The organism is Vibrio sp. B183 (assembly GCF_000740665.1).
GTDB classification, from domain to species: domain Bacteria; phylum Pseudomonadota; class Gammaproteobacteria; order Enterobacterales; family Vibrionaceae; genus Vibrio; species Vibrio coralliilyticus.
Window position 1 is genome coordinate 257,795 of the sequence record NZ_JPQB01000002.1, and the last position, 12,899, is coordinate 270,693.

A 12,899-nucleotide genomic window follows, 5' to 3' on the forward strand; every position below is an offset into this window, starting at 1 on the left:
ATTCCACTTATGATAAATAACCATTAATAAGACAACTAATAGATTGATAATCATATTTTCTATGTAGGTGTTCTTGATTCATATTAAACGCTGAATACTTTCCTTCTCTTAAAGAAAATTTCGCATTGCTATTATTGAAACCTAATTTTTTTGACTCAACTAAAACTTTCTGTCGAAACTCATTATCATTGAATCGAATAATAAATTTCCTTTCATCACCCTTTAGTCGCTCCTTTAAAGTATTTGCACTTTGCAAATTACTCTCGGAGTGATCCTCGATTCCTAATTCCTCCAATAAATACCGATTTTCATAGTCACAAAGTGCTTTTGAGAAACCATACGATAAATCTTTAATTTGATTTGGAGTAAGTTCACCTTTTGAATAGTGATTAACTGTATCAAACAGATTTTCTAGCCAAGATTCAATTAGTTCGTGGTCATCCCATACGGCACCCACTCCATTAGCCAGTACGTAGTTTCCAAAGTCTGGAACCGCTGTTATCGTTCCAAAGTCCAAAAACCTACCATCTATCGATATATTTGAACTCGTTAGTGAGCCATGTGGAATTCCTTTTACTCTCGACGCAGCGACCTGAGAAGCAAGGCGGTTTATCAATTCGTTTAGAACTTCACCTAGAGGGAGATCCTCCATCCCACCTAACAATTTAGAGAGATACGGTACTGCTTTCCTTACACGGTTAGCATCATTATCACGCAGGAAGCTGTAACTCTCCTCTGGCCAAAAAAATGTGCATCGTTCAAAATGTGCCGGACGAACTGACATTTCTCTGATTGCTAGTGCACAGTGCTTATTTGGAGTACCATCTTGATACGTAAAAGCATGTTTGGTATTGGTTTTAATAATGGCTAATGTACGTATTGCTCCATATGGTAAATGTTTGTGACAGATCTCACCCCATATAGCTTCGCTAATGGCTTCGTCGATAAATAACTTTCCATGAGAGTGGCTTTCAGAAACATTTTGAGAGATTAGTGGATTTCGTCCAATACCTTTGACCTGAAAATTACCATTTATTCCACATCTAGCACTGCCTCCATTACAAACTTCATGTCGAGAGCCGTATTGATCAGCCATGAATTGTTTCTTATCATTTATATTAATCCGATCCTTCTTAGCATAATCTTTGGAAACATAGCTAAAATTTTTAACTAACTCATTTTTAATTAAATTCTCGTCGCCGTTAATTTCATAATCTTGAAGAAGTTTTTTATTAATCCAGACAACCTCTGTTCCTGACAATTTATAAGCATCAAAAGAGACAAAAGATTCCTCTGGTAATAAATTTCCTATGCACGGGGTATTATCTACTCCAACCAGCTTGTGCGTTTTTAGTAGTTCAGTACCCATAAATACTCCGCTTATTTGTTCTAACAATCCGACCTTGATCGTCTCGAATACAAATATTGACCGCACTTCTATTAATATCTGTGGATGAAGTAATGTATCTATATAATTCTCTTAATTGGCTATTCTTGTTTTTTTCAACAAACCAATCGACAATTATTAAGTTATTACCTTCATTCCAGTGCATTGGTTTTAAAAAGAATCGAGGCTGAGTCATGTACTTTGTCAAAGTCGAGTCATCCACCCATGCCCATAATACATATCCGGTATATTCAACATCACTAGTTAGCTTAAGGAACTTATATTGCCGATGGAGAACAGCTGGTTTGATCCAATGTATGAAGGACGACAAGTTTAAATTTTGTCGCAACTTACTCTTAGACATGGTTTCAACAAATCGGCCTAGCTCATGCGTTGCTTCTGCTTTCGATAGAGCTCCATAAGGCATACCTGTTATCTGGTTGTTGTAATACGAAACTGTCTTTTCTCTCATAACAACACTATGATCTATAATGACTTTCTGTTGGTGGCTAAATTACAGGTAGTTATGACGAAAGAGAATAATGGTAAGAAACGTATTCGAATGACCTCTTTAAAGTATGCCTATGACAAATATGTCAGTTGCAAGATACTTCATTTTTGATCGCAAACTGCTTGTCATTTTTATGCCACATGTAAAATATGTGGCATAAAAAACAATAAGCTCTATCGATGTGATCTTGATGAAATCGTCGAAACATTGAACAACAGACCAAAGATGCAATCTGTTGTCATCACAGGTCGCGGCGCGCATCGTACGTTGATCGAAATGGCCGATACTGTTTCAGAAGTGAAAAACGTCAAGCATGCGTTTGAATCTGGGGTGAAAGCGCTCAAGGGTGTTGATTGGTAAAGATTTGCTGGTTAGTGGCGTAGTCAGTCTACGCCACTCTTTCGTGCCGTTGGCACTGTATCTCTATTCAATATGGATGTTGTTTTGATGCTTATAATGTCCATCAGGCCATAAGTGATATGGGTAGTGATAGCGATCTGATTCCATAATAGCAGCTGTGCCAGGCAATTTATCGCTCAGTGCTTTTCTCGTCTTAAGCCTCATCTCATCAGAAAACAAATCCGCCTGAGATCCTGAATACGCAGCGGTTGCCAGATAGAAGAACTCAGTAACTTTACACGCGTCATCGCATGTCGGGTCATCATAAAAGTAGTAACCTTTCTGCTCTGCAGTTTGCCATTGGCGATACAGCTCACTCTGCTGAGAACTTTGATCACTGAATACATTCGGAAACAGTCCCTGCCACCCTGCATTAAGAATCAAATGATGAATCTCTTCCTGGGAGGCATCTCGGTCCGCATCTGGATTGGTTTCTTCCGCGGACAAGTCCTGCCCAACAATGCCATCAATGTCCATTTGTTCAAACGCTTGGTCACTAAATCCTCTGGCACTCATGACCAAGGTTGCTCGATTACCCTGAAGCTCATTAACAATACCCGTTTGGTCAACCTGACCATCTTGATCGTTGTCTAGCCACTGCGCGGCAACATTCGCAGCGTGGCGCAGTTTATCAATCGGCACCTGGTTCGTTGCACAAATCGTGACGGAATTAAACACCGTTGCTTTTTGTGTAAAGAAATCAGCCGGACAGCCTTGTTTAGCGTAGGGGCTAGGATCGAATTCCCCAGCCTGCGCTGGCACAACCATAAATGGTAAAAGATAAATCAGTCGTTTCATGTTCCCTCCTTAGTCAGAACTCCACTCTACTCACATTCACAATATGAATCTGTAAGCACTTGTAATGACTTTGTAAGTGGACCAAAAACAAAAAAAGCGCACCCTGGGGTGCGCTTTCAATTGATATCCATGTGGGTTAGTTGAATAGACCTTTCAGTAAGCTATTCACTGCTTCTTTGGTCTTTTCATCTTTGATCTTGTCACCCAGTTTCTCATCAAGCTTCTTCAGGCCGCGATCAATTTCTTTCTGCGCTTTTTGCTTCAGAACATCATCGAAAACAAGCTTGAATTTAGGCTGCTGCCAAGAGCCAGAGATGTTGATTGGAATCGTTACATCACGCAACTCATCAATGTCTTTACCACCCTGCCCTTCTAGCGAGCCAACGATTGAAGTACTAACCGTGAAGTCGACGGTTTGATTCAGGTAATTGGCGCTACCATTACCACGAATGCGCAGCAGTGGTGATTGCATTGTTAAATCGTTGGTCGACACGTTGCCCTTGTTCAGTTTCAGCGTCGCCTTCATCGCACTAAAGTCTGTCTTTTGCGTCTCATTGCTAGACTCAACTTTCTGGCCTTTTATTTTGGCGTAGTTTTCACGAATCAACTGAGCAACGTTGATGCCGTTAACGGCACCATCGGTGAAGTTGATACCAATAGTTCCGACCAAGTTTTTCTGAATACCCGTTGGGGTCAGACTGCTGCCTTTAACGTCAACATCGATATTACCCGTCCCTTCCAGCATTTCATTGTTTGCCACGTCTTTCAGTAACGGCTGAACTTTAACGCCTTTGATTTTCTTCTTCGCTGTGTAAGAAGCTGGGCTCTTACGTGCATCCAATTTAGCGGTTGCAGTAATTGAACCTTGGTACAAGTTTGACGAGAAAGATGTCAACTCAGCAATACCTCGATTGACATAGAAGCTCGCTTTGACGTTCTGCATTCTGGCGTTGCTGGCTTTGAACTTATCAATGGTAATGTCACCTTTGACGTCCAACGTCTTCAACGCTGACAAATCAGGTTCTACTTCGGCCTGTGGCTTACTTGCAGATGCAGAAGCGCTACTAGAGCTTGTCGAGCCTGTATTTTGCGTACCTGCTGTATCTGATGCTGAAGTATTCTCTGCTGGCTTATTGAGACCAAGAAACTCATCCAAATCAATGTTTGGACTGTGCAGAGCAAAACGCACTTTTGGAATATCACCTAGCGTCACATCCGCCTTACCATCAAAAGCAAGTGCGTTGGCGGTTAATTTCTCTAACACAAAGCTCAAGTGGCTTTTTGTCAGATCAAACGTCAAATCAGACGCCATATCCACTTTCATTGGCGATTGAGGCAGTGAGTCGCCTTTGAATGTTGCGTCCAAAGTCAGTTTGTTCATCACCACTTTAGAAATCGCTTTGTCGACCGTCAGTGCACCTGCGCCTTTCATATTAATGTCTAGGCCAGCAGCTTGACCTGCAACGCTGTAAGTCAAAGCATTTGCCTTATCAAACTCAAACGTTTCCAATCCTAGCTTGATTGAATCCATCTTGGTTGCCGGGTCGCTAAAGCTCGCATTGAGATCAATGTTACGCAGCGCATACTCAGCAAAGCCTTTTGCTAGCTTAAATTCAGCACTGCCTTGCGCCGTGAACTTTTGCTGGTTGTTTTCGCCTTTGGCGGCAAAATCTGCCTTGGTCCAAGTATCTACTGCAAATTCAGACAAGTTGAGCGACACATCGTAGAGCTTAGCGTAGGAACCAGCCTGCTTATCCTGAATTTCAACCGCAGCATTAGATACTGTGACTCCGGCAAGATTGATCGTCCAAGCAGAAGCTGGGCTTGGGCTTGACTCTGTCGGAGCAGAAGCTGGGCTTGGGCTTGACTCTGTCGGAGCAGAATCCGCAGGCGCTTCTGTGTTTTGTGTATCCGTTGTCGCGGCTTCCGTCTGCGTATTTTGAGCCTGAGTCAAAGCATCGATGTTCTTACGGCCATCTTTGAGCGTTTCGAGGTAAAACTCTGCGCCATCAAGAGTGATGTTGCCAATTTCAAGCTGCTGACTGAATAAAGGCATAACGGAGACATCAACGCCCACTGTTTCAACTTTGAACATGTTTGGCTGGCTAAAACCCTGCGGGTTACGCAGTTCCGTTTTGCCTAGCTCAAAGCCGATAGATGGGAAGAATTGCCAGCTGATATCGCCTTCAATCACTAGCTCAAGGCCAGTTTGTTTCTGCGCTTGCTCAACAATAAGAGGTTTAAATTGGTTTGGGTTAACCAAAAGTACCAGTGCCAATAGAGCACCGATAATGATTACTAGAGGAATCGCTATAAATAGGAACAGTTTCTTCATCAGCATTATCCTTGCTATTCGGGTATTGCCAGACGTGAGTGGACAAATATCCCAAGTATAAGTCTTGTCGGAAAACTTTTATGAGACATAAAAAGAAAGTGGCACTTAAAGTGCCACTTCTTACATAAAAAATAAAGCGCCTGAATGAGATAAGGGCTTAAGCTTTCAAAAGTTTTGCAATGTGAGCTTTTAGTACATCGATAGCAATACGGTTTTTACCGCCACGAGGAACGATGATGTCCGCGTATTGCTTTGAAGGTTCGATAAATTGCATAAACATAGGACGCACTGTTTCTTGGTACTGCTTCAGTACTGATTCCATTGTACGGCCACGCTCTTCCACGTCGCGCTTCACACGGCGCAGCAAACAAATGTCGAGAGGAGTGTCCATAAAGACGGTCGCGTGCATCAAATCACGCAAACGTGGATCAGTCAGAAGAAGGATACCTTCCAGAATGATCACCTTCTTTGGTGTCATAGATGAGGTATTTTCTGTACGTGTGTGGTCTGTATAGCTGTATTCTGGTACTTCGACTGCTTCGCCACGAGTCAGCATTTCAAGATGCTCACACAGAAGGTCATGATCCAGCGCGCTCGGGTGGTCGTAGTTGGTCTTAACACGCTCTTCCATGCTCAGGTGACCCTGATCGTTGTAGTAGCAATCTTCCGTAATCACACCAATTTGATGATCGCCCACTTTCTCACGAAGCTCGTTGTAGATAGTGCTAGCGATTAAACTTTTTCCAGAAGCAGACGCGCCAGCAATACCGACGATGACGCATTGATTATTATCAGACATTATTCTTGCACCCGATGAATTGAATTGGTGTCATGTTCTAATACTAGCATTGTGCATAAAAGCACACATTGTGTATTAGTGTGTAATAGATAAACCGCCTGATTATAGGGAGTTCGGCTTGCAGTTACTAGTGAGGATTTAGCCCAAACCTACAAATGGAATAAATAAGCGCAACGCAAACGATTACAAGCTATAAGATGAAGAAACGAGTGCTTAAAAAGCACTCATTTTATCGTTACTCGACCATTGTAAATTGGATGGATGCTGGCTTTTCTTTGCCATGCCAGTACATTCGGGCACATACGGATTCAGCCAGTTGAATATACTGAGCTGCATGTTCAGAAGCTGGACGCGCTGCTACCGTCGGACAACCGTTATCAATGTCTTCACGCATAGAGATGTGCAGAGGAATCTGAGCCAATAAGTCTAGACCATACTCACTCGACATCTTCTCGGCGCCACCCGCTCCAAAGATGTGTTCTTTACCACCACAATGGCTACAAATGTGGTAACTCATGTTCTCGACTAACCCCACTACTGGAACTTGCACCTTCTCAAACATTGCCGCACCTTTGCGCGCGTCTGCTAATGCGAGATCTTGTGGTGTGGTCACTATCACAGCTCCGGTCACAGGAATTTGCTGCGCGAGTGTCAGTTGGATGTCTCCCGTCCCCGGTGGCATATCGATCACCAGATAATCCAGCTCTGGCCACTCTGTCTCATTTAGCAATTGAGCCAGCGCTTTAGACGCCATCGGCCCGCGCCAGATGGCTGCTTCATCCTTCGATACCAGATAACCAATCGAATGTGTGTAAATGCCATGCGCAGCAATAGGCTGCATCCACTTATCATCGCGAACAACCGGTGTCGCATTTTGCTGACCAAGCATCATAGGTACGGACGGCCCATAAATATCCGCATCAAGTAACCCGACTTTTGCCCCAGATTGCGCCATGGCGAGCGCTAGGTTGACTGAAGTTGTGGATTTACCGACACCGCCTTTCGCAGATGTCACTGCGATGACATTTTTCACCCCTTTAACTTCATGGCCGACATGAGTTTCCAATGGTTTAGGTGCCACGGTAATCTCGCATTTAAAAGCAGCAACCTCACCACCTTGTTGCTGAGACTGAACCCATTCAGACAATTCGCTAACGAGCGCTTTCGCGGCAAATGGAATGGCGATTTGGATAGCATTTGCTCCGACCGTAACAATATTGGCCACAGATGCCCATTGAGGAGCTAAGCTCGGGTGCTCAAATTGGTTTAACCAAGTACAAAAATCTTGCTTTGAAGTGAAATGACGCATAGGTCCTCCTTATGCATCTAATCGTAGCACTGAGCAGCGCAGGACTGAACCCCGAAAAAACTAAGGTAATCACGCTGATGACTCCTTGGAGTCACTGGTGGGATAAGGTAGTATTACTCTCTATTTTTATACACCTTAAGAAGCGATTATTAAGTATGGCAAACGATCCAAGAAAACTACTGGTCACTTGTGCCCTTCCGTACGCTAACGGTTCGATTCACCTAGGTCACATGCTCGAGCACATTCAAGCTGACATCTGGGTTCGCTACCAACGCCTACGTGGCAACACTGTAAACTTCATCTGTGCTGACGATGCTCACGGCACGCCAATCATGCTAAAAGCACAACAGATGGGTATTACGCCAGAAGAGATGATCGCTGCAGTAAGTGAAGAGCACCAGAAAGACTTCGCTGGCTTCGATATTAGCTTTGATAACTACCACAGCACACACTCAGAAGAGAACCGTGAGCTGGCTTCACATATCTACCTAGAGCTGAAAAAGAACGGCTTTATTTCTAGCCGTACTATTTCTCAGCTATTTGACCCTGAGAAAGAGATGTTCCTACCAGACCGTTTTGTAAAAGGAACATGTCCTAAGTGTAAGTCAGAAGACCAATACGGCGACAACTGTGACAACTGTGGTGAGACGTACAGCCCAACTGAACTGATTGACCCGAAATCAGCAGTATCTGGCGCGACGCCAGTAATGAAAGACTCTGAGCACTTCTTCTTCGATCTACCTCAGTTTGAAAGCATGCTGCAAGAGTGGACACGCTCTGGCTCACTTCAAGCTGAAACAGCGAACAAGATGCAAGAGTGGTTTGAGTCTGGTCTTCAACAGTGGGACATCTCTCGTGATGCACCGTATTTCGGCTTTGAAATCCCAGGTGAGAAAGACAAGTTCTTCTACGTATGGCTAGATGCCCCTATCGGCTACATGGGTTCATTCAAAAACCTATGTGACAAGCGCGATGACCTAGATTTCGATGAGTACTGGAAGAAAGACAGCACAACTGAGCTTTACCACTTCATCGGTAAAGACATCGTTTACTTCCACTCTCTATTCTGGCCGGCAATGCTTGAAGGCTCTGGCTTCCGTAAGCCAAACAACGTATTCGTCCACGGCTACGTGACCGTAAACGGCGCTAAGATGTCTAAGTCGAAAGGCACATTCATCAAAGCAGCAACTTACTTGAATCACCTTGACCCAGAGTGCCTACGTTACTACTACGCAGCGAAGCTAAACAGCCGTATCGATGACCTAGACCTTAACCTTGAAGATTTCACTCAGCGTGTTAACGCAGACGTGGTCAACAAGATCGTTAACCTAGCTTCTCGCAACGCAGGCTTTATCACTAAGCGTTTTGAAGGCAAGCTATCTTCAGAGTTCGCAGAGCCTGAGCTATACAACGAATTCGTTGCAGCCGCTGATCGTATCGCAGAGCTTTTTGAAACTCGTGAATTTGGCCGTGCTATCCGTGAAATCACAGCGCTAGCAGACAAAGCAAACCAATACGTTGATGAAAAAGCACCGTGGGTTGTAGCGAAAGAAGAAGGTAAAGACCAAGAACTGCAAGACATCTGTTCTGTGGGTATTAACCTATTCCGCGTTCTGATGACTTACCTAAAACCAGTCATGCCAGAGCTTGCTGCGCGAACTGAAGGCTTCCTAAACGAAGAACTGACTTGGGAAGGTATCGCTGCACCACTGACTGGTCACGAAATCACTAAGTTCAAAGCACTGTTCAACCGCATCGATCCTAAGAAGGTTGAAGCAATGGTTGAAGCTTCAAAAGAAGATGCAGCAGCAGAAGTTGCAGCAAAAGAAGCGGCAGAAGCAGCCAAGAACCAAGCGAGCCAGACTGAGCTTGATAAAGAGCCAATTGCGGACGAAATCGAATTCGATGACTTTGCGAAAGTTGATCTTCGTATTGCTAAAATCGTTGAGTGTGAAGAAGTACCAAAAGCAAACAAGCTTCTCAAATTGAAACTGGATATCGGTGGTGAAGTGCGCCAGGTATTTGCAGGCATTAAGTCCGCTTACAAACCTGAAGATCTGATCGGTAAGCACACGGTGATGGTGGCAAACCTTAAACCACGTAAGATGAAGTTTGGCATGTCTGAAGGCATGGTACTGGCAGCAGGCCCAGGTGGCAGTGATCTTTGGATCCTAGAGCCGCACGAAGGTGCCCAGCCAGGCATGCGTGTCATGTAAGTCAACTGACTTTTAGTTACACAAGCCCCGCTTTATAGCGGGGCTTTTTTGTGCCCTATTTCACACTTTTGGTGAGTTCATGCACCTTCTAAGAGCACAGAAGAGTACCTAATAAAATTAAGTTATTGAAATATAATAGATAAAGTTCTGGCATCAAAGCTGCTCTACCCATTAAGAGGTATCAAGCAACAAGGAGTCAGTCATGTTTGTACTCATTTCTATCATTATATCCGTAGGCATTTTGCTGACGCTGTTTCACTTTTCAAAACATCGTCAAACGACACTACAGAGAAAATTCGATATTCTCGTATTACTTAGGCAAGTTTTGCTGCTTGGTCGACAGCACAGATCACTCACTCATCAAGCGCTATCCAACCAAAATCAATCTCAGAGCTTTCCTGAGTTAGAACGAATTTATGACCAAATGATGGAGAAATCGGGCGAGCTTATTGCAGTTGCACAGTTTGAAAACAAACCTATGTATCGAATTCTGCAATTGAAACTCAAGGGATTACATAAAGAGTGGTCTCATCGTTCCATCGCTCGCAATCAAGTCGTTCACGGACACGCCATTCGCCACTGTATGTTCTTAATGGATGAAGTCGCCATCGCTTGGTTGATCGAATCTGGGCGAGGAGAATTGAGTGATGAGTATCACCTTAACTGGCAACAAGTCCTCGACAGCATGGAAGTGCTCACTCAACTGCGTGTTTCCATTCAGGAAGCTCACTACCCTGAAGGAATGCTGCGTGTGAAATACTATTGTGATAAATCTAGGCGTAAGCTCAATCAGCTATCACTGATTTGCCCAATGTCGATTGCCTCACCGCTAAGCTCAAAGTCCATGCATACTTTGTCTGAAATCGGGGCTTCCGATGACATGGTGCTTTCCGTAGAAGAGCTATACCAATTGACGACAGACATCTCCCTAATCATTTCTCAGGTGTACGACCAGATGTTGTCAAACATCACTGAAAGTTTGTATTTACCCCTGCCTAAAGTTGCTTTTAACTAATGAGTAGTAGCGCCACATGATTTGTGGCGCTCTTATAATGTAAAAATTACATAAAATATCTTAATTCAAACTTTACAACTTAGTCTAAAATTATAGAATTGACTTAAAATCTTAATTCTATTTTTCTATGAGTAAAAACGATAGTATCGTTTATTATTGTGATGACTTAATCTTAGACAGAAAAGAAATGTCTATAGAAATAGATAGTCATGAAAACAAACTAAACTATAATGAACTAATGATTATTATCCACTTTATGGAAAATAATAATCAGGTCATATCAAAGAATCACCTTATCTCAGTAGGCTGGCCAGACAGTATTGTTACTGACTCCTCGTTACACAAAGCTATTTTTAATCTTCGCTCAGCAACTCGACACTCCAAAACCATCGAAATAAAAACTATTCCCAATAAAGGCTATATGTGGGTTTGCAATTATTTTGAAGCAAAACGTGTTGAAAGAGAAAGCGAGAATATGGCCGCCTCTCGAGTTGAAAAAGCCCCCAAAAAATTCATCAAAGCAAGTATTGTCTCCCTTTCAGCGATAATGCTTAGCACTGCGCTGTGGTCTGTCAGTAACAATTACTTTTTTAATACAACCTTTATTGATGAACAATACCACATTATGAAAATATCAACTAAGACGGTATTAAAACGCAAGGATCAGCCTTTACCTCAAGAGCTTATCGATAGAATAAAGGAAATGCCCTGCCAATGTTCTTATTTTTATTATAAGAATAAAGACACTTATGAATTATCAACATTTAGTTAAAAAAATAAGAGTAGTAACAATTACTTTATTGATAAAGAAGAATGGGATGTATTTATAAAAAATGGGGCAATGAATGATGAAGCGGTATTATATTTTACTTATCATTAGTTCTTTAGCGCTTTGGGGTTCTGTTGTTTTTGAAAGTGATATTAATTTCAGAGGTGGCGTATTCAACAGCAATATTATTACTCACCCATACAAAGCAGAAAAGTGGCAAGAGAATATCAATATTTTGATCAATGAAGATGGTAGCTTTCATGCAACACTCATCCTAGAAGGGAATGAGCTGCCACGAACTGAAGTCTTCTCTGTATTTGGCCAACTCAATAAAGATGCCGAATATGCCTATCAGATCGTTTCTAAAACTAAATCAATGCAAGAGACTTCACTACCGGAGCTGATTTCGGAACCCTACACACAACTGTACTTTTCTGAAGACTTGACCTTGGTCGATTCATTCAACGTTATCTATCGTGACAAAGATAAGCTGATAGTCGAAGCAAAAGAAGGTGAACTAAAAACGCTAATGATCACTAGAGAATAGAGGCTGCCTCTTACCGAAGAGGCAGCTAAATCTGTCTAGAAGGAGTACGTCGCCCCTATCTGAAAAATGTTGTCGTTCGCTTTTTTTTCCAAATCAAAATCTGCAAATTTTAGCTCTCGATAGACAAAATTGGTGTTGAGCGCCCAGTGCTTCGAAAAGTAATAGTCATTGTTTAAGTGGATTTCGTGCTTATAGATGTCCATGCCGTCCTCTTCGAAATAACTGATGTTGTAAAAAATGTTCAGTCTATCGTTGTCACTTAAGCTAACGACGCTTCCTAACTCCAGCGACATTCCACCTTCAAACCGGTTCACCTCATCAGTAACAGCGACATAGTCTTGTGGGTTCATAGAATCGTATTCTTCATTGGTGAAATACCTTCGGCTCGTTTTAAAATCACTCCAACCAACAGCGGCATATGGTTTAAATCTACCCAACGACAAGAAATAACCCAGACCAATGTATTGATTCGCGCTCGCAAAATGTTCTTTACCAGAGTACTGCGAAGATGCGTTGCTGGTCTGACGCTCAGCTCCCTCTAAACTTGACTCATCGTAACGAGCCTGAATAAAAAGCTGATCATAGAAGTTCCAAGAAGCATCCAAATAGGCTCCTAAACCTTCTCTTGCATCCTCGTCTCCATACAGTCCCTCACCCGCATTGCTAATGTGCAGGCCAGCTGAAACGTGATCGAATGGGTTTTCTAGGGCATAACACTGACTGGTTAGAATAAGTGTGCTGATAGCGAAGAATATTTTTGACACGGATTTCCCTCATAAAACTTGTGTCATTCCTAACGACTGGCTGTCGTTCA

Annotated in this window: 11 protein-coding genes and 1 pseudogene; 5 read left to right on the forward strand and 7 right to left on the reverse strand. The window is 42.8% G+C overall.

All coding sequences use genetic code 11. The annotated features are described in order from the left end of the window. Window positions 1–7: 7 nt before the first annotated feature. Both IX95_RS01350 and IX95_RS27040 read right to left on the reverse strand, forming a co-directional pair. A complete protein-coding gene (locus IX95_RS01350) occupies window positions 8–1,369 on the reverse strand; it encodes a protein adenylyltransferase SelO family protein (RefSeq protein WP_038156164.1) in 1,362 nt (453 codons plus the stop codon). After that, window positions 1,359–1,859, reverse strand: coding sequence for a toxin-activating lysine-acyltransferase (locus IX95_RS27040; RefSeq protein ID WP_051912415.1), 501 nt, complete (start codon window positions 1,857–1,859; stop codon window positions 1,359–1,361). Before IX95_RS27040 ends, IX95_RS01350 begins: the two co-directional genes overlap by 11 nt. Before the next feature lie 222 nt (window positions 1,860–2,081). Between IX95_RS27040 and IX95_RS25760 the strand changes: the two are divergent. Continuing rightward, window positions 2,082–2,258: pseudogene (locus tag IX95_RS25760) on the forward strand (cob(I)yrinic acid a,c-diamide adenosyltransferase); the annotation flags it as partial. 63 nt (window positions 2,259–2,321) lie between these two features. Here IX95_RS25760 and IX95_RS01360 read toward each other — a convergent pair. The 4 genes from IX95_RS01360 to apbC form a co-directional block, all read right to left on the reverse strand. Continuing rightward, complete coding sequence (locus IX95_RS01360) at window positions 2,322–3,095, reverse strand: hypothetical protein (RefSeq protein ID WP_038156166.1); 774 nt, start codon at window positions 3,093–3,095, stop codon at window positions 2,322–2,324. Window positions 3,096–3,231: 136 nt separating this feature from the next. Continuing rightward, window positions 3,232–5,430 carry an AsmA family protein gene (locus IX95_RS01365; protein ID WP_038156168.1) on the reverse strand — a complete coding sequence of 733 codons (2,199 nt, stop codon included), beginning with the start codon at window positions 5,428–5,430 and terminating at the stop codon, window positions 3,232–3,234. Between the two features lie 157 nt (window positions 5,431–5,587). Beyond that, window positions 5,588–6,229, reverse strand: coding sequence for a uridine kinase (udk, locus tag IX95_RS01370; RefSeq protein ID WP_006962998.1), 642 nt, complete (start codon window positions 6,227–6,229; stop codon window positions 5,588–5,590). Between the two features lie 235 nt (window positions 6,230–6,464). Next, window positions 6,465–7,538, reverse strand: a complete 1,074-nt coding sequence (gene apbC / locus IX95_RS01375; protein ID WP_038156170.1) for an iron-sulfur cluster carrier protein ApbC — start codon at window positions 7,536–7,538, stop codon at window positions 6,465–6,467. 155 nt (window positions 7,539–7,693) lie between these two features. On the opposite strand from apbC, the gene metG reads away from it, so the two are divergent. The 4 genes from metG to IX95_RS01395 all read left to right on the forward strand — a co-directional run bounded on the left by metG (window position 7,694) and on the right by IX95_RS01395 (window position 12,085). Beyond that, window positions 7,694–9,754 carry a methionine--tRNA ligase gene (gene metG / locus IX95_RS01380; RefSeq protein ID WP_038156172.1) on the forward strand — a complete coding sequence of 687 codons (2,061 nt, stop codon included), beginning with the start codon at window positions 7,694–7,696 and terminating at the stop codon, window positions 9,752–9,754. 202 nt (window positions 9,755–9,956) lie between these two features. Beyond that, window positions 9,957–10,769 (forward strand): hypothetical protein, encoded by an 813-nt coding sequence (locus IX95_RS01385; protein ID WP_019276533.1) that lies wholly within the window; start codon window positions 9,957–9,959, stop codon window positions 10,767–10,769. Window positions 10,770–10,956: 187 nt separating this feature from the next. Next, on the forward strand, window positions 10,957–11,541 hold the full coding sequence (locus IX95_RS01390; protein WP_160174989.1) for a winged helix-turn-helix domain-containing protein: 585 nt from the start codon (window positions 10,957–10,959) through the stop codon (window positions 11,539–11,541). A 73-nt stretch (window positions 11,542–11,614) separates the two neighbouring features. After that, entirely contained in the window at window positions 11,615–12,085 is a 471-nt protein-coding gene (locus IX95_RS01395; protein ID WP_021458408.1) for a hypothetical protein, read from the forward strand. Window positions 12,086–12,120: 35 nt separating this feature from the next. Here the strand turns inward: IX95_RS01395 and IX95_RS01400 are convergent, their stop codons facing one another. After that, the gene (locus IX95_RS01400; RefSeq protein ID WP_038156179.1) at window positions 12,121–12,849 is read right to left on the reverse strand and encodes an outer membrane beta-barrel protein; all 729 of its coding nucleotides are present in this window, start codon (window positions 12,847–12,849) and stop codon (window positions 12,121–12,123) included. Window positions 12,850–12,899: the final 50 nt, after the last annotated feature.